Annotated in this window: 9 protein-coding genes; all 9 read left to right on the top strand. The window is 73.1% G+C overall.

Annotated elements, in window-relative coordinates:
- The 9 genes from ACZ60W_RS26495 (at position 1) to ACZ60W_RS26455 (ending at position 18,126) form a co-directional block, all read left to right on the top strand.
- Positions 1-4,161 (top strand): tetratricopeptide repeat protein, encoded by a 4,161-nt coding sequence (locus ACZ60W_RS26495; RefSeq protein WP_469757877.1) that lies wholly within the window; start codon positions 1-3, stop codon positions 4,159-4,161.
- 874 nt (positions 4,162-5,035) lie between these two features.
- Complete coding sequence (locus tag ACZ60W_RS26490) at positions 5,036-6,514, top strand: sugar transferase (protein WP_469757876.1); 1,479 nt, start codon at positions 5,036-5,038, stop codon at positions 6,512-6,514.
- Between the two features lie 73 nt (positions 6,515-6,587).
- Positions 6,588-7,904: a nucleotide sugar dehydrogenase gene (locus ACZ60W_RS26485; protein ID WP_469757875.1), complete on the top strand. Its 1,317-nt coding sequence runs from the start codon at positions 6,588-6,590 to the stop codon at positions 7,902-7,904.
- Positions 7,894-9,165 (top strand): glycosyltransferase family 4 protein, encoded by a 1,272-nt coding sequence (locus ACZ60W_RS26480; RefSeq protein ID WP_469757874.1) that lies wholly within the window; start codon positions 7,894-7,896, stop codon positions 9,163-9,165. Before ACZ60W_RS26485 ends, ACZ60W_RS26480 begins: the two co-directional genes overlap by 11 nt.
- Positions 9,155-10,531: a Wzz/FepE/Etk N-terminal domain-containing protein gene (locus tag ACZ60W_RS26475; protein WP_469757873.1), complete on the top strand. Its 1,377-nt coding sequence runs from the start codon at positions 9,155-9,157 to the stop codon at positions 10,529-10,531. The genes ACZ60W_RS26480 and ACZ60W_RS26475 overlap by 11 nt, the downstream gene beginning before the upstream one ends.
- The gene (locus ACZ60W_RS26470; protein WP_469757872.1) at positions 10,528-12,048 is read left to right on the top strand and encodes a Wzz/FepE/Etk N-terminal domain-containing protein; all 1,521 of its coding nucleotides are present in this window, start codon (positions 10,528-10,530) and stop codon (positions 12,046-12,048) included. Before ACZ60W_RS26475 ends, ACZ60W_RS26470 begins: the two co-directional genes overlap by 4 nt.
- A gap of 3 nt (positions 12,049-12,051) precedes the next feature.
- On the top strand, positions 12,052-13,986 hold the full coding sequence (gene asnB, locus ACZ60W_RS26465; RefSeq protein WP_469757871.1) for an asparagine synthase (glutamine-hydrolyzing): 1,935 nt from the start codon (positions 12,052-12,054) through the stop codon (positions 13,984-13,986).
- Between the two features lie 16 nt (positions 13,987-14,002).
- Positions 14,003-16,186, top strand: coding sequence for a bi-domain-containing oxidoreductase (locus tag ACZ60W_RS26460; RefSeq protein ID WP_469757870.1), 2,184 nt, complete (start codon positions 14,003-14,005; stop codon positions 16,184-16,186).
- Positions 16,183-18,126: an alginate lyase family protein gene (locus ACZ60W_RS26455; protein WP_469757869.1), complete on the top strand. Its 1,944-nt coding sequence runs from the start codon at positions 16,183-16,185 to the stop codon at positions 18,124-18,126. Before ACZ60W_RS26460 ends, ACZ60W_RS26455 begins: the two co-directional genes overlap by 4 nt.

Below are 18,126 nucleotides of genomic sequence, written 5' to 3'. Positions count from 1 at the left end.
ATGGACCCACGACGGCTCGTACGGGTCGCCACCGGCGGCCCGCAGGGGTGCGGTTCCGGCTATCTCGTGGGTCCCCGACTGGTCCTGACGGCCCTCCACGTCGTCCGGCCCGAAGGCGTGTGGGCCGAGCGGATCGAGACCCAGGTCGGACACTCCCGCTTCGGCGGACTCGCGCGAGGCCCGGCGGAGGTGTGCTGGCCCGACCCGCTGGGCGACCCCCCGGCACCGGACGCCCTCGACATCGCCCTGCTGTGGCTCGCCGAGCCCGTGCCGACGGCAGGGGGCCCGGTGGTCTGGGGCCGCCCCGGCGGCACCGGCACCCTCCCCTACAGGGGCGCCGGATTCCCCGCGTTCGCCGCCGACGAGGGCGGCCCGGTCCATGTCGAGGACCTGCGCGGCGAGCTGTCAGCCGTGTCCACGTCCCCGGTGGGGTGGGTGCTGGACTGCCGCATCTGGCCCGCGCCGGGCCGCCCGGACGCACGGCCGTGGGCCGGCGCGTCCGGCTCGGCGATCTTCTGCCGCGGCCGGCTCGTGGGCGTGGCCGTCGAGGACGACCGCACCATGGACTGGCGCCGCCTCCACGCCGCACCGGTCCACCAGGCGCTGGCCCTGCCGGACTTCGCCCGGCTCGTCTCCCGCCACGGACACCCCGGCACCGCCACCACCTCGGAAGAGGTCACGGCCGACCACCCGCGGACCGCGCCCGTACGCGAGGACGTGGCGTGGCCCGTCGAGGTGGGCCCGGTCCCCACCCGGGCCACGGCCTTCCAGGCCCGCGGCGACCTGCGCGAGCGCATCGAGCGGACGCGGTCGGCCGGCGGATCGGTCGTCCTCACCCAGGTGCTGTCCGGCGGCGGCGGGGTCGGCAAGACCCAGCTCGCCGCCGCCTGCGCCACCGACTTCCTCGGCGAGGGCGCCGACCTCGTCATCTGGGCTCCCGCGACCGAACTCCAGCAGGTCATCACGCAGTACGCCCAGGCCGCCGCCGACCTGCGGCTGCCCGGCGCGACCGGCGACGACCCCGAGGCCGACGCCCGGGTCCTGCTGAAGTGGCTGGTCACGACAGACCGACGGTGGCTCGTCGTCCTCGACGACATCACCGACCCCGCCACGCTCGGCACCTGGTGGCCCGTCAGCCGCACCGGCACCGGCTGGGTCCTGGCCACCACCCGCCTCAACGACGCCCGTCTGACCGGCGGCGGCCGCACCCGCATCGACATCAGCGTCTACACCCCCGAGGAGTCCCTCTCCTACCTCGGGCAGCGCCTCGGCGGCGACCGGATGGGCCACCTCCTCGACGAGCGGGCCCCCGACCTCGCCGAAGCCCTCGGCCACCTGCCGCTCGCCCTCGGCCTCGCCGCCGCCCACATGCTCAACGAGAACCTCAGCTGCACCCGCTACTTACACCTCTTCGACAACCGCGCCACCCGCCTGGACGACGCCCTTCCCGAGACCGCCGACACCGAGGGGTACGGCCGGCAGATCACCGTCGCCCTCCTCCTCTCCCTCGAAGCGGCCCGCTCCTCCGACCCCACCGGCCTCGCCGTCCCGGCCCTCCGTCTCGCCGCCCTCCTCGACCCCGCCGGCCACCCCCGTGCCCTCTGGGCCGGCGGCCCCCTCCTCGACCACCTCGCCACCCACCTCCCGGCGGGCGCCCAGGTCACCGAGGACCGCTCCCACGCCCTCCTCCAGCTCCTCCACCGCTACGCCCTCCTCACCTACGACACCCCCGCCGAACCCCGCGCCGTCCGCATCCACGCCCTCACCGCCCGCGCCGTCCTCGAAGACACCCCCGCCGGCGAACTCCCCCTCCTCGCCACCACCGCCGCCCGGGCCCTCCTCCACATCTGGCCCGAAGCCGACCAGTCCCAGCCCGACCTCGCCGCCACCCTCCGCACCAACACGGACACCCTGGCGCGCCACGCCCACGACGAGCTGTGGGGGGAGGAGGACGGGCGGGCGGTGCTCTACCGTGCGGGAGAGAGCCTCCTGGCCGCCGGGCTGATCGGCGCGGCGACCGCCTACTGGGAGGGGGTCGCCACCACCGCGAAAGGGGTACTGGACGACGACCACCTGGAGACGCTCGGGATCCGCGTACGGCGCGCAGCCAGCCACCGGCACGCGGGCCACACCCGGAAGGCGATCGACCTGCTGGAGACAGCGGTGCCGCACTGCGAGCAGCGCCTCGGACCGGACCACCCTCTCACCATCTCGGCCCGCAGCAATTTGGCCGGCTCGTATCAGCAGGCGGGCCACACCCAGCAGGCCCTGGGCATCCTGGAGCAGGTGGCCGCCGACTGTGAACGGCTTCACGGACCCGACCACCCCAGCACCATCTCGGCACGCGGAAGCCTCGCTTCCTCCTATCAACACGCGGGGCGCACGCAGGAGGCACTCGGCCTGCTGGAACGAGCGGTGGCCGACTTCGAACGCGTCCTCGGCCCCGACCGCTCCGAAGCGCTGGCGGCCCGGGCCAGCCTGGCCGCCTCGTACCAACAGGCCGGTCGCATCCAACAGGCCGTACGTCTCATGGAAGAGGTGACTGCCGATCACGTGCGGCTCATCGGAGCCGACCACCCCGAAACCCTCAGTTCCCTCGGCAACCTGGCCGGCGCCTATCAGCAGGCCGGCCGGACCCAGGAGGCGATCCGCCTCCTGGAACGGCTGGTGACGGACTCCGAGCGGATCTCCGGAACCGACCATCCCCGGACCCTCACGGCCCGGGGGAATCTGGCCGGGTCGTACCGCAACGCAGGTCACACCCAGAGGGCGATCGACCAACTGGAAGTGCTGACGGCCGACTGCGAGCGGCTGATCGGCCCTGACCACCCCAACACCCTCACCAGCCGGGGCAACCTGGCCAGCGCGTACCAACAGGCAGGCCACACGCAGCGGGCCATCACCCTTCTGGAACAAGTGGCGGCGGATCACGAGCGAATCCTGGGTCCCGACCACCCGAGCAGTCTCACGGCCCGCGGCAACCTGGCCGGGGCCTGTCAACAGGCGGGTCAGACGCGCACGGCCGTGGGTCTCCTGGAGCAGTCGGTGGCCGACGGCGAGCGTGTGCTCGGACCCGACCATCCCGAGACCCTCGCGGCGCGGGGCATCCTGGCCAACTCGTACCAGCAGGACGGGCGCACGCAGAAGGCGATCGAACTGCTGGAGCAGGTCGTGGCGGACCGCGAACGGGTACTCGGACCCGATCACCCCAGCACCCTGACGACCCGGGGAAGTCTAGCCGCCTCGTACTACCAGGCTGGACGTACCCAAGAGGCCGTCGTGCTCCTGGAAGAGGGGGCAGCGGATCACGAGCGACTCCTGGGGCATCATCACCCCGACACCCTCACGGCCCGCAGCAATCTGGCCAGCGGGTACGAGCGGGCCGGACGCACCCAGGAGGCGGTAGTCCTCCTGGAGTCGGTGGCGGCCGACACCGAGCGTCTGCTCGGACACCACCATCCGACCGCCCTCACCACCCGGGCCAACTTGGCCGGTGCGTACAAGCAAGCAGGTCGCACCTCCCAGGCCGTGAGGCTGTACGAAGAGGTGACGACCGACTGCGAAGACATACTCGGACGACGGCACCCCGAGACGCTCAAGGCACGCGGCAATCTGGCCGCCTCGCTCCAGCAGGCGGACCGCACCTCAGAGGCGACCATCTTGCTGGAAGAGGTCGTCGCGGAGTGCGAGCAGACCCTCGGACCACACCATCCCGAAACCCTCGCAGCCCGCGGCAACCTCGCCAGCTCGTACCAGGAGGCGGGTCGCACGTGGAAGGCCATCAGCCTCCAGGAACAGGTCGCCGCCGACTGCACGCAGCTCCTCGGTCCCCACCACCCGAACACGCTCACGGCCCGCGGCAACCTCGCCGGCTCCTTCCACCAGGCCGGACGCTTCACCCAAGCCCTCCACCTGATGCGGCGCGTCACCGCCGACTGCCTCCGCTTCCTCGGCTCCGAGCACCCCTATACTCTCGCCTCGCGTGCCAACCTCGCCGTCGGCTATGTGAACGCGGGCAGCTTCCGCAAGGGCCTCGGCATGCTGGAGCAGGCCGTGTCCGACTGCGAACGCGTCCTCGGCCCCGATCACCCCGGCACCGTCCGAGCCCGTGGCAACCTGACTGCCATTCGGCATCGGCGCAGGCCGAGGCGCGCCCGATAGCGCTCATGGCCGCCGGCCCCCGCACCGCCATGCCTCGCTGCGGATCCTCCGGCCGGCATCAAGCCGGCCCTCGGCCGGCGGAACCGGTGCGGGCCGGGGACGGTGGAGTGGCGCCGGCCCATGTCGGCGGCACGACGCGGACTCCTGACCGGCGCTCGGCCTCGCGCGTCCCACTCCTCCTCCCCGATAAACCCGCAGCTGGGCAAGGAAGGGGAATTCCGCAGGTCAGGTGTCTCATTTCCCATTGTCCGGGAATTGCTTCACCCGGCACACACATGCCGACGCGCGGCCGGGCACCCTCATATGGATGTCACCAATTCCGCTTGGCGCCGCCCGCGGCAACCGTCGGTGAATATGCCATTCCGCCAGGGCCGTCGCAGGTGAATATGCCGTTCCGGTCCGAACTAAGCTTCGAGAAAAGCCTGTTGGGGCGGTCGTTGGCGCGAAGACACCGCCCGTTCGTGACCGATCTGTGCCCATCATCAAAGCTTGACCACGAATTGCACACATCCCCTCTCCAGACCTCTCCCTGATGGTCTAGATTGACCGTGCTTCAGCTGTTCGGGTACGAGGCGACCATTAACGATCTTTAGGTCCGGCGCTACGGAAAACCAGCAGTCGAGTCACCCGCGCCCGGTGCGGGGGTGATCCATGAGCGGGGCCTGAGAGGGCCTCGGGTGCGGGGAGCACCCGGGGTTCCGACGGGATCCCGTGCGCCTCGGGGGGCCGGCAGCCACGTGCGTCACCTGCCGCCGACCAGAGGCGTTCGAGCAGCTCTGGAACAGGGATGTCATGTGCGGGAGGGCGGGGACCTCCCGGGCGGAGGAACAGTGTTAGGCGAACACGTCGAACCACTGGGGACCTGGGGGGTTCTGTGCGGCAAGGGGGAGTAGTCAGCCCGTTTCCGTCAACGCGCGGGAGTCTGGACAACGGGCCGATCAGCCGGTCGTCGACCGACTGGGAGCAGCGGTACCGCCGTACCGTGATCATGAGCGACACCGTGGCGACCGCCCTCGTGGCGGGGACCATCGGGAACTTCTTCGGGGCCCGCGACGCGGCCAACTGGCACGAGAAGTGGGGCATCCTGGCGTTCGGCACCGAGCTGTTGGTGCTGGCCGCGCTCGCGGTGAACAGGTCGTGGGCGCCGGCCGTACTCGGCCAGGGCGCCGAGGAGTTCCGCCGGCTGGGCCGTTCGCTGTTCACGGCGACCGTCATCCTGGCGCTCGGCGGCATCGCGCTGACCTCGCACAACATCAAGCTGTGGATCTTCGTCGCCATACCGGCGATAGCCCTCGTCACGATGACCGCGCGGTACGTGCTGCGCGTCGGGCTCCACCGGCACCGCAACGAGGGACGGTGCCTGCGGCCGGTGCTGGCCGCGGGCAGCCCGGCCACCGTGAGCGACCTGATCACCCGCACCCGCAAGTTCCCGCACCTCGGCTGGCGGGTGGACGCGGTCTGCACGACCGACGGCCTGGGGCCCGACGGCGACCACGTGGACGGAGTGCCGGTCGTCGGCCCGCTCGCGGACGTCGCCAACCACGTCAGCCGCGACGGCTACCGGGTCGTCGCGATCACGCCGGACCCGCACTGGTCGCCGGAGCGGCTGCAGCGGCTGGCCTGGAACCTGGAGGGCAGCGACGCCGAGATGGTGGTCGCGCCGGTGCTGATGGAGGTGGCCGGTCCCCGGCTGCACGTCGACGCGGTGCTCGGCATCCCGCTGCTGCGGGTGAGCATGCCGACGTTCACCGGCGGCCGCCGGGCGATCAAGGGGGTCGTGGACCGGCTCGGCGCGGCCGTCCTGCTGGTGCTCTTCGCGCCGCTCATGGCGTTCGTCGGGCTGCTCGTGCTCGTCGACAGCCGCGGTGGGGCGTTCTACCGGCAGCGCAGGGTCGGCAAGGACGGCCGCGAGTTCACCATCCTCAAGTTCCGCACCATGGTGTCCGGGGCCGACCGGGCGCGGGACGAGCTGGCCGAGCTCAACGAGGGCGCCGGGCTGCTGTTCAAGCTCCGCAGGGACCCCCGGGTGACGCGGGTCGGCTCGGTGCTGCGCCGGTACTCGCTCGACGAACTCCCGCAGCTGGTGAACGTGTTGACCGGATCGATGTCGCTCGTCGGACCGCGCCCCCCACTGCCGGAGGAGTCCGCGGCGTACGGGCCGGACATCCGGCGGCGGCTGCTGGTGAAACCCGGCCTCACCGGGCTGTGGCAGATCAGCGGACGCAGCGACCTGTCGTGGGAGGAGGCGGTCCGGCTGGACCTGCGGTACGTGGAGGACTGGTCGCTCGCGCTGGACACGGTGATCTTGTGGAAGACGCTGCGTGCGGTGGTGTACGGGCAGGGGGCCTACTGATGCGCGGGGGTCGCGGTCGGTCGGGCGTACGGAGGGCGGGCCGGAAGGGCCTGCCCGGGGGGAGGGACGGGTCATGAGGATCAGCGTTTTCGGGCTCGGCTACGTGGGCTGCGTGTCGGCCGCGTGCCTGGCCGGCATGGGGCACGAGGTCATCGGTGTCGACGTGAACCAGGTGAAGGTCGACCTGGTCAACGACGGCAAGGCCCCGGTGGTCGAGGAGGGGATCGGCGAACTCGTCGCCGAGGTCGTGGCGTCCGGGGCCTTGAGAGCCACCCCCGACGTCCGCGAGGCCGTCATGAACAGCGAGGTGTCGCTGATCTGCGTGGGCACGCCGTCCGAGCCCAACGGCAGCCTGTGCACCACCTATCTGGAGCGGGTCACCGAGGAGATCGGCGCCGCGCTCGCCGAGCGGGGCGGACGGCACACCGTCGTGTTCCGCAGCACCATGCTCCCGGGCACCTGTCTGAACCTGCTGGTGCCGATCCTGGAGAAGTACGTCGGCGGCACGGCCGGCGTGGACGTCGGCGTCGCGGTCAACCCGGAGTTCCTGCGCGAGGGCACGAGCGTCAAGGACTTCTTCGACCCGCCCAAGACCGTCATCGGCGAGCTGGACACGGCGAGCGGCGACGTGGTGGCGGCGCTGTACGAGGGGCTGCCCGGCGAGGTGTTCCGGGTCCCGGTGCCGACCGCCGAGGCCATCAAGTACGCGGACAACGCGTTCCACGGCCTCAAGATCGGCTTCGCGAACGAGCTCGGTGCCGTCTGCCACGCCCTCGGCGTGGACTCGCACCAGGTGATGGACGTGTTCCTCGCCGACCGCAAGCTGAACATCAGCCCCGCGTACCTGCGGCCCGGCTTCGCCTTCGGCGGCTCCTGCCTGCCCAAGGACCTGCGCAGCCTGGTCCACGCGGCCCAGCGGGCCGACGTCTCGGTGCCGATCCTCTCCCACGTGCTGCCCTCCAACGCCGACCACCTCCAGCGCGCGGTGGAGCTGGTCGAGCGCACCGGGAAGCGACGGGTGGGCCTGTTCGGCCTGTCCTTCAAGCCCGGCACCGACGACCTGCGCGAGAGCCCGCTCGTCGAGCTGGCGGAGCGCCTCTTCGGCAAGGGCTACGACCTGCGGATCCACGACGCCAACGTGAGCCTCTCCCGGCTCCTGGGCGCCAACCGCGAGTACATCGAGACCCGGCTGCCGCACCTCGCGCAGTTGCTCGCCGACTCCGTCGACGAGGTGCTCGACCACGCCGAGGTGTGCCTGGTCGGGACGAAGGACCCGGCCGTGCTGGCGGCGCTCCCCCATGGCGAGGGCCCGCTGATCATCGACCTCATCCGCCTTCCCGACGCCGAGACGCGCCGGGCCGAACCTGGGTACGTGGGCCTTGCTTGGTGACGAGACCAGCGGCGACCGGCCGAACCGGCGCGCGCTGATCCTGGTGGAGAACCTGTCGGTGCCGTTCGACCGGCGGGTGTGGCAGGAGTGCACGACCCTGCGCGACGCGGGATGGCAGGTGGACGTCATCTGCCCCCGCGGCAGCAAACGGGACACGGAGGCGGAGGTGGTGATCGACGGGGTGCGGATCCACCGCTACCCGCTGAAGGCCGCCACCGGCGGCCCGGCCGGCTACGTGCGCGAGTACGGCGCGGCGCTGTGGCACACCCTCCGGCTGGCCCGGAAGGTGGGCCCGGTCGACGTGGTCCACGCCTGCAACCCGCCGGACCTGCTCTTCCTGCCGGCCCGCCGGCTGAAGCGGCGCGGGGCCCGGTTCGTCTTCGACCAGCACGACCTGGTGCCCGAGCTGTACCTGTCCCGGTTCGACCGCGGCGAGGACCTGCTCTACCGCGGTGTGTGCGCGCTGGAGCGGATGACCTACCGGACGGCCGACGTCGTCCTCGCCACGAACGAGAGCTACCGGGACGTCGCGGTGCGCCGCGGCGGCCGGCGGCCCGAGGACGTGTTCGTGGTGCGCAGCGCCCCCGACACGGAGCGGTTCCGCCCGGTGCCGCCCGAGCCGGAGCTGAAGCGCGGCAAGCCCCACCTGCTGTGCTACCTGGGCGTCATGGGTCCGCAGGACGGCGTCGACTACGCGCTGCGGGCGCTGGCGAAGCTGCGCGACGAGGTCGGTCGCACCGACTGGCACGCGGTGTTCGTCGGCGCCGGAGACACCTTCGACGCGATGGTCGAGCTGTCCCGGACGCTCGGTCTCTCGGACCGGGTGGAGTTCACCGGGCGGGTCCCGGACGCCGACCTGGTGCGCTACCTGTCCACGGCGGACGTCTGTCTCTCCCCCGACCCGTACAACCCGCTCAACGACGTGTCGACCATGAACAAGGTCCTGGAGTACATGGTGATGGGCCGGCCCATCGTCTCCTTCGACCTCCGGGAGGCGCGGGTCTCCGCCGGAGACGCCGCCGTCTACGCGCCGGCCAACGACGAGTCCGAGTTCGCCAGGCTCGTCGGGCTCCTGCTGGACGACCCGGAGGAGCGGGCCCGGATGGGCAAGATCGGCCAGGAGCGGATCAACGGTCCGCTGGCCTGGCGGAACTCCCAGCGCTCCCTGCTCGACGCCTACGAAGCCGCCTGGCGCGCGGGCGCCCCGGCACAGGCGGGCTCGCCGACAGCACAGGGACGAGGCCGCACCGTTGAGCGATGACACGATACGCCTGGTCACCATCGGGCGGATTGTCCGTCGGCGCCGGCGGCTGCTCACCCTGCTGGTGCTGGTGGGCGCGCTCGTCGGCTACGGCACCTCCCTGCTGTTCCCTCCGCGCTACACGACCTCGGCGTCCGTCCTGCTGCCGGGGGCCTGGGAGGAGCGCGAGCTCCGCACCCAGACGCAGATCGCCACCAGTTCGGTGGTGGTCGACCGCGTGGCGGCCGCCCTCGCCTGGGGCGGGGTCAGCGCCGCCGATCTGCGGGAGCAGGTGACCGCCGAGGCGTCGGACGGGAACATCATCAAGATCTCCGGTACGGCCGACACCCCGGAACGCGCGCAGCGGCTCGCGGACCAGACGGCCCGTCAGTTCGTCACGTTCGCCGCGCGGGTCCTGGGCAACGGGACCGACCCGGACGCGGCGGCGCGGCTCAGCGCGCTGCACAAGCAGGTGGAGCAGACCAACCGGCGGATCACCGAGCTGGCCGACGCCGCCGACCCGGGCAGCAGTGTGGAGAGCGTGCAGACCCGCACCGACCTGGAGAAGCTGCGCACCTCGCTGCGCGAGGCGATGGACAAGCTGGACCAGGCCGACCCGGCCTCGAGCAAGGCCGTGAAGGCCAACCTGGTCGTCATGGGGCCGGCGGCCCGGCCGGACGGCAAGGCGCCGCCGACCCGGACGCAGCTCGTCGCCGCCGGGGCGGTGCTGGCCTTCCTGATCGCGGTCGTCGGCCACCTCACGGCGGCCCGCATGAGCCGCCGGCTGCGCACCGAGGCGGAGATCACCGCCGCGCTGCGCTCGACGCTGCTGGGCACCGTCGACGTGCCGGCCGAACGGGCCGCGCACCGCACGGAGGGCCGCGGCCCGCGGGGCCTGGTCCGCCGGCTCCTCGGCCTCGACGTCCGCTGGGACCTGCCGGTGCCGCGCACGTCGGGCGACGAGGCCAGCAGGCAGACCCGCTACCGGCGGGTGTGCGCCCGCCTGCGGGACCGGCTGCCGGCCTCCCGGTCGCTGCTGGTCGTCGTGCCGGAGGGCGACGAGACCGCTCTCCGGGCCGCCGGACAGCTGGTCGCCGAGGCGGCCGGCGAGCCGCTGCTGCGGGTGACGGCCGTCTCGGTGACCCAGCCGATGCTGCCGGACCGGGACGACGAGACCGGCGCACTGATCATGCTCAGCGCGGGCAGCTGGACCGCCGGCGAGCTCGCCGGCGTCGCCGAGGCGTGTGCGGACGCCCGGCACGAGGTCGTCGGCGTCGTGCTGGCGGGCACGGTCCTGGCCCGTCCGGCGCGGTCCTCCGGCCGCGCGCGGAAGGCGGCCGTACCGGAGCCGACGAGGACCGACGACGTGACGGGAGTCCGAGGGTGACGACGAGTACGACCTCCGAGTCGTCGGCCGCCGCTCCGCTGCTCGACCTGCAGACGCTGGTGGTGGCGGTGCGCAGGCGGCGCCGTGTCTGGTGCTCCCTGGCGCTGCTCGGGCTGCTCCTCGGCGCCGCGGTGGCGGTCCTGCTGCCGCCCGCGCCGACGGCGGTGACCAAGCTCCTGGTGGCGCACCAGGAGGACCAGCCGAACGACCCCGGGACGCTGATCCGCACCGACGTCGCGCTGCTGCAGACGACGCGGATCGCCGAGCAGGCCCTGACGTCGCTGAAGTCCGCGGAGAAGCCCGAGGACTTCATGCAGGAGTACCTGGGGACCGGGCTGACCAACAACCTGCTGCAGATCGAGGCGACGGGCGACACCGACGCGCAGGCGGTGGCCCGCGCGCGGGCGCTGGCCGACGTGTTCGTCACGGACCACGTGCGGCGCATAAGGGAGGCGGCGAACTCCGAGGCCAAGGCCCTGCTCGACCAGCGCGACCGGATGCGCGGGGAACTCGCGCAGGTCAACAAGTCGATCGGGGAGGGAGCGCCGACGAGCGGGTCGAAGGCGTCGGCGGACATGGAGTCGCTCTTCGCCCGCCGGGCCGAACTCACCTCGCGGATCAGCGACTTCGACCAGCGGGCCGCGGAGGCGCGGATCGGGACGCCGCGGCTGATCTCCGGTACGCAGATCGTGGACGCGCCGCGCGCGGTGCGGCACTCGCTGCCCCGGGCCCTCGCCACCGACGCGGGCATCGGACTGGCCCTCGGACTCGTCCTCGGGCTCGCCGTCTCCGCGGTCGGCGCGGTCGTGGCGGACCGGCCGGTGCTGCGGCGGGAGATCGCCGCGAACCTGGGCGCCTCGGTCATCGCCGAGCTGCCCCGCCGGACGGCCGTGCCCTGGCGGCGCCGCCGGACCGGGGCGGCCCGCGAGCGGCTCACCGTCTCCCTGGCGCGCACCGTGCGCGGCTCGGCGGAGCCGGTGTCGCTGCTGGAGCTGGGCTGTGCGCGCAGCGCGGGCGGCATCGCCCTCGACCTCGCGGCGGCGCTGGAGGCGGACGGGCCGGTGGTCGTCGTCGACGGGCTGCCCGGCCGGCAGCTCGTGGACCGGCGCGGCAAGGCGGGGGGCCCGACCGTGGTCAGCGGCGAGCAGGCCGCGGCGGCGGCGCACCAGGAACGGCTGGTGGGCGTCGGCTCGGTGGCGCCCGGCACGGCGTGGACGGACCTCCAGTACCTCGGTACGCGGACCGTTCTCGTCGTACGGGCCGGGCACGGCAGCGCCGCGTGGCTGCACACGGTGGCGCGGCAGCTCGCGGACCAGCACATCCCGGTGATCGGGGTGGTGCTGATCGACCCCGACCCGCGCGACCGGACCGACGGCACGCTGTGGGACGGGCTGCAGACGGCCCTGCGCGGGCAGGGGGAACTGCTCGCCCGGCAGAACGGGGCGGGCCGGCTGCGGGGGGAACGGCTGCCGAAGTGGGCGGCACGGGTACCGGAAAGCGACCAGGAGGCACGGTAGGACATGTGTGGCATCGCAGGGACGTACCGGTGGCCGGACGGGAAGCTCGTGGCCGACCGGCTCACCGAGACCCTCGCCCACCGGGGACCGGACGGGGCGGGCCGTTACAGCCACCCCGTCGCCGACGGCGAAGTGCACCTGGGGCACCGTCGGCTGGCCATCGTCGACCTCTCCGAGACGGGCGCGCAGCCCATGGTCTCGGACGGCCTCGTGCTGACCTACAACGGGGAGCTGTACAACGCGCCGGAGCTGCGCGCCGAGCTGGCGGCGGCCGGAGTGCGCTTCCGGGGCACCTCCGACACCGAGGTGCTCCTGGAGGCCTGGCGGCGCTGGGGCACGGACTGTCTGCCCCGGCTGCGCGGCATGTTCGCGTTCGGGATCTTCGACGAGCGGACCGGTGAGCTGGTGCTCGCCCGTGACCAGCTGGGCATCAAGCCGCTCTTCCTCCTCCGGCGGGGCGAGGGGCTGGTGTTCGCCTCCGAGCTCAAGGCGCTGGCCGCCGTGACGGGCGGATCCCTGGAGGTGGACCACGGGGCGCTGGTGGCCTCGCTGCTGTACTACTGGGTGCCGGACTCGCGGTGCGCGTTCCGCGACGCGGAGAAGCTCCCGCCGGGGACCTGGATGCGCTTCCGGCCCGACGGGCGGACCGACCGCGGCCGGTTCTGGAACCTGCGGGAGGTGGCGGCCGAGGGCCGGGAGCGGGCCCGCGGCGGGGACCTCCCGGACATCGCGGCCGTCGTCGAGGAGTCGACCCGGCGTCATCTGCTGGCCGACGTGCCGGTGGCGACCTTCCTGTCGGGCGGTCTCGACTCCAGCTATCTGACCGCGCTCGCGGCGGCCGAACAGCCGGGGATCTCGGCCTACACGATCGGGTTCCGCGCCGAGGACGCCAGGTTCGAGGCCATGCCGGACGACCTGCGCTACGCCCGGCAGGTCGCCGCGCGGTTCGGCGTCGACCTGCACGAGATCGAGATCGCCCCGGACGTGCTGGACCTGCTGCCGCGGATGACGTACCACCTGGACGAGCCGATCGGCGACCCGGCCGCCATCAACACGTATCTGATCTGCCAGGCCGCCCGGGAGGCCGGGGTCAAGGTGATGCTCTCCGGGATGGGCGCCGACGAGCTGTTCGCCGGCTACCGCAAGCACCTGGCCAACCTGATCGCCCTGCGTTACCAGCGCGTGCCGCGGCCCCTGCGGCGCGGGGTGTCCGCGGCCGTGGACCGGCTGCCGGTCGCCTCGGCCCGCCGCGGGTACCGGTCGGTGCGCTTCGCGAAGCGGTTCCTCTCCTTCGCCGACCTGCCGGAGGAGACGGCGTTCCGGCGGAGCTACACGATGTACGACCGGGAGGAGCTGCTCGCCCTGGTCGATCCGGACCTGGCCGGGACGGTCGGGGACGTGCTGACGGAGCACGCGGACGTCTACCGGGACAACGACCTGGACGACTTCGTCAACCGCATGTGCCTGGGCGACGCCCGGATGTTCCTGCCGGGCCTGAACCTCGCGTACACGGACCGGTCGAGCATGGCCGCGTCCACGGAGGTGCGGGTGCCGTACGTGGACGTCGAGGTGGTCAAGGCCGCGTTCGCGGTCCCGGGTGACCGCAAGATCGTCGGGCGCCAGGGCAAGGCCGTCCTCAAGGAGGCGGCCACCTCGGTCCTGCCCCGGGAGATCGTCTACCGGCCCAAGGGCCTGTTCAGCGCCCCGCTGCGGGCCTGGATGAGCCGGGACCTGGCGCCGCTGGTGCGCGAGGTGGTGAACGACGGCGTGCTCGTCGGCTCCGGACTGCTGCGCCGCGACGCGCTGGCGCGCATGGTCGCGCAGGACGCCGCCGGGCAGCGGGACTTCTCCAAGCACCTGTGGCACGTGCTGACCCTGGAGTACTGGTACCGCGGCGCGACCGCCGGGTCCGACCAGCACCCTTCCTTGACTGCGTAGAGACAAGAGGACTTCGGTGAAACAGGTAGTACAGAACTACAAGAGCGGTGAACTGACGCTGCTCGACGTGCCGGTGCCGGGGTGCAAGCCGGGCGGTGTGCTGGTCCGGACGGCCTACTCGCTGATATCCACCGGGACCGAGCTCATGAAGGTCTCCGAGGCCGGCATGTCGATGCTGGGCAAGGCCCGGTCGCGGCCGGACCAGGTGGCCAAGGTCGTGCAGAGCGTCGCCACCAACGGGGTGCCCGCCACCTACCGCAAGGTGATGGGCAAGCTGGACTCCTACACGCCGCTCGGCTACTCGCTGTGCGGGGTCGTCGAGCAGGTCGGCGCCGGCGTCGACGACGTGGCGGTCGGCGACCTCGTGGCCTGCGCGGGCAACGAGCACGCGCTGCACGCCGAGCTGAACTGGGTCCCGAAGAACCTCTACACCCCTCTGCCGGACGGCCTCGCCCCGCAGCACGCGGCCTTCGGCACCGTCGGCGCGATCGCGCTCCAGGGCGTCCGCCGGGGCGAGCCGCAGCTCGGCGACGTGGCGCTGGTCATCGGCCTGGGCCTGATCGGGCAGCTGGTCGTGCAGCTCCTCGTCGCCTCCGGCGCCCGGGTGGTCGGCGTCGACCCCGACCCGGCGCGCTGTGAGCTGGCCGAGGGCCTGGGCGCGGCGGCCTGCGGCGACCCCGCGTCCGCGGCCGTGGAGGCCGCCGTCGCCGAACTCACCGACGGCCACGGCGTGGACCAGGTGTACCTGGCGGCCGGCGGGAGCAGCAACCAGCCCGTCGAGCTGGCCGCGCGGCTGAGCCGCGACCGGGGCCGGGTCGTCGACATCGGCAAGTGCAGCCTGGACCTGCCGTGGAACGCGTACTACGAGAAGGAGCTCGACGTCCGGTTCTCCCGGTCGTACGGGCCCGGGCGCTACGACCCGGAGTACGAGCTGGAGGGCCGGGACTACCCGATCGGGTACGTGCGCTGGACCGAGCGCCGCAACCTGGCGTGCTTCCTCGACCTGGTCGCCCGCGGCCGCGTCGACGTCGAGCCGCTGATCTCGCACGTCTCCGGCTTCGACGAGGCCGTCGAGACCTACCGGAGCCTGAAGGAGGGCGAACTCAAGGCCGTGGCCGTGCTGTTCCGCTATCCCGAGCACACGGGGGAGACCGCGGCCCCGGTGGTGGCCGTGCCCGCGGTCAGGCCGAACGCCGGCGGACTGCCGTCCCAGGCCCGGTACTCCAGGACGCCGGTGCGGCTGGCGTTCGTCGGCGCGGGCAACTACGCGACGTCGATGCTGCTGCCGCACCTGGCGCAGCGCGAGGGCGTCGAGCTGTCGACGGTCGTCACGACGACCGCGCTGTCGGCGGCCAATGCCCAGCGGAAGTTCGGCTTCGCCGAGGCGACCACCGACCTCGACGCCGTCCTCGGCGACAAGTCCGTCGACGCGGTCTTCGTGGTCACCCGGCACAGTTCGCACGCCGACCTGACCCGCAAGGCGCTGCTCGCCGGCAAGACGGTCTTCGTGGAGAAGCCCCTCGCCCTCACCGAGGACGAGCTGGCCGGGGTGCTCGCGGCCGTGGAGGAGTCCGGCAACGACCGGCTCCAGGTCGGGTTCAACCGCCGGTTCTCGCCGCTGCTGCAGGAGGCCAGGAGGCAGTTCGGCACCCGGACCGGACCGGCGAGCCTGCGCTACCTGATCAACGCGGGCCGGCTGGAGCACGGCAGCTGGTACCTCCGGCAGGGCACCGAGGGCTCCCGGTTCGCCGGCGAGGGCGGTCACTTCGTCGACACGGCGAGCTGGCTGCTGGGGGCCGACCCGGTCTCCGTGTACGCGACCGCCACGCCCGGCAACGAGGACCTCCAGGTCCTGCTGACCTACCCGGACGGCTCCACCGCCTCCCTCAGCTACGTCACCAGCGGCGCGCCCGGCTTCCCCAAGGAGACGCTGGACCTCGTCGCGGACGGCAAGGTGCTGCGGCTCGACGACTTCGTGCGGGCCTCGGTGTACGGGCACAAGAAGTGGGTCAGCTCGCGGCTGCCCAAGGCCCGGGACAAGGGCCAGTCGGCCGAACTGGCCGCGTTCGTCAAGGCCGTGCGGACCGGCGGGCCGATGCCGGTGCCGCTGGAGTCGCTCGTCGCGACCACGGCGGCGACCCTCGCCGTCGGGACCGGCCTGGCCGGCGGTGTGCCGGTGACGCTGGCGGGCGCCCGATGACGATGAGCGCGGGCTGGTACCTGCGGCGGCTCTCCCGGATGGGGCCGCGGGAGGTCGGCGGCCGGGTCGGCGACACGCTGCGCAGGCGGCGGTGGCGGTCGGCGCGGCCGGTCCGCCCGGAGGTCACGGGCGCCCGGTTCACCGCGCTGCTGCCCCCGGGGGCGATCGCCGCGGTGCCCCCGGACGCCGCGAAGCGGCTCGTCGCCGAGGCGGACCGGCTGATGGCCGGGCACGGCGAGTTCTTCGGCGTGGAGCGCGACGACCTGGTCGACCCCGACTGGTGGTACGACCCGAAGACGGGGCGCCGGGCCCCGTGGGGCTACGCCTTCGACGTGCCGTACCGCGACGAGGAGGCGGTCGGCGACATCAAGCAGATCTGGGAGCCGTCCCGCCACCAGTACCTCACGGTCCTCGCCGCGGCCTACGCGCTCACCGGCGACGACCGGTACGCCGAGCGGGTCGCCGAGCACCTCCGTTCGTGGTGGGGCGCCAACGCGCCGCTGCGCGGGGTGCACTGGACCAGCGGCATCGAGCTGGGCATCCGGCTGCTGTCCTGGGTGTGGGTCCGCAGGCTCCTCGACGGGTGGGCGGGGGCGCCCGGGCTCTTCGAGGAGAACCCGGTGGCGCTCACCCAGATCTGGCACCACCAGCGGTGGCTGGCGGCCTTCCCCAGCCGGGGTTCCTCGGCGAACAACCACGTCGTCGCCGAGGCCGCCGGGCAGTTCGCCGCGGCCTGCGCGTTCGGCTGGTTCCCCTCGTCGGCGCGGTGGCGGAGCGACGCGCTGCGGTCGCTGGAGCGGCAGCTGCGCGCCAACACCCACCTCTCGGGCCTCAACCGGGAGCTGGCGACCGAGTACCACGGTCTGGTGCTCGAACTGGGACTGGCGGCGCTGGCCGAGGCCGACGCCGCCGGGGTGCCGGTGCCCCCGACCCTCCGGGTGGTGCTGCTGCGGATGACCGACGCGCTCGCGGCGGTCGTGGACGGCCGGCTGAGGCCGCCGCGGCAGGGCGACGCGGACGACGGGCACGGGCTGGTCCTCGACGGCGCGGGCACGGACCGCTGGGGCTCGCTGCTGGCCACCGGGGACGCCGTCTTCGGCCGGCTCGACTGGTGGCCCGAGGTCACCGGCACCGATGTGCGCACCCCGCTGCTGGCCTCGCTGATCCGGTCCGCCGCGCCGGCCGTGACCCGGCCGGCGCGCCGGCCGTCGCACTTCGCCGACGCGGGCATGACGATCCTGCGGGGGCCCGGGGGGATCTGGTGCCGCTGCGACGGCGGCCCGCACGGGTTCCTGTCGATCGCCGCGCACGCCCACGCCGACGCGCTCTCCGTGGAGGTGCGGCACGACGGGGTCGACGTGCTCGCCGACCCGGGGACGTTCTGCTACCACGGGCAGCCCGAGTGGCGGCAGTACTTCCGCTCCACCCTCGGCCACAACACCCTGCAGCTGGACGGCGGGGACCAGTCCGTCTCCGGCGGTCCGTTCCTGTGGACCCGGCACGCCCGCACCCGCGTGCTGGCCGTGGACGCCTCCGGCGAGGCCGGGGGCCGCTGGTCCGCCGAACACGACGGGTACGAGGGCTCCGTGCACCGGCGCCGGGTGGAACTGACGGCCGCGAACGGCGAGCTGAGGCTGGTCGACGAGGTGCGGGGGCGGGGCGGCGAGGTCCGGCTGGCGTTCCACCTCGGCCCCTCGGTCGCCGCGGACCTGGTGGGGAACCGGGCCGTGCTCACCTGGACGCGGGACGGCGAGGACCGCTCCGCGGCGCTCGACCTGCCCGGGGAGCTGTCCTGGCGGGCGCACCGCGGCGAGAGCCACCCGCCGCTGGGCTGGTACTCCCCCGGCTTCGGGCGCAAGGAACCCGCCACCACGCTGGTCGGCACCGGCTTCGCCGACGGCGCGGAGGGGTTCACCACCGTGCTCAGGTTCCACGGCTAG

The organism is Streptomyces sp. NPDC104202, from assembly GCF_055584185.1.
The sequence above is the reverse complement of the archived record's forward strand: the minus strand, read 5'-3'. Positions and strand labels throughout refer to the sequence as shown.

Bases quoted from the DNA above. Each gene is read 5' to 3' on its own strand.
- ACZ60W_RS26495 (WP_469757877.1), top strand. From the start codon at position 1: ATGGACCCACGACGGCTCGTACGGGTCGCCACCGGCGGCCCGCAGGGG.
- ACZ60W_RS26485 (WP_469757875.1), top strand. From the start codon at position 6,588: ATGAGGATCAGCGTTTTCGGGCTCGGCTACGTGGGCTGCGTGTCGGCC.
- asnB (WP_469757871.1), top strand. From the start codon at position 12,052: ATGTGTGGCATCGCAGGGACGTACCGGTGGCCGGACGGGAAGCTCGTG.
- ACZ60W_RS26455 (WP_469757869.1), top strand. From the start codon at position 16,183: ATGACGATGAGCGCGGGCTGGTACCTGCGGCGGCTCTCCCGGATGGGG.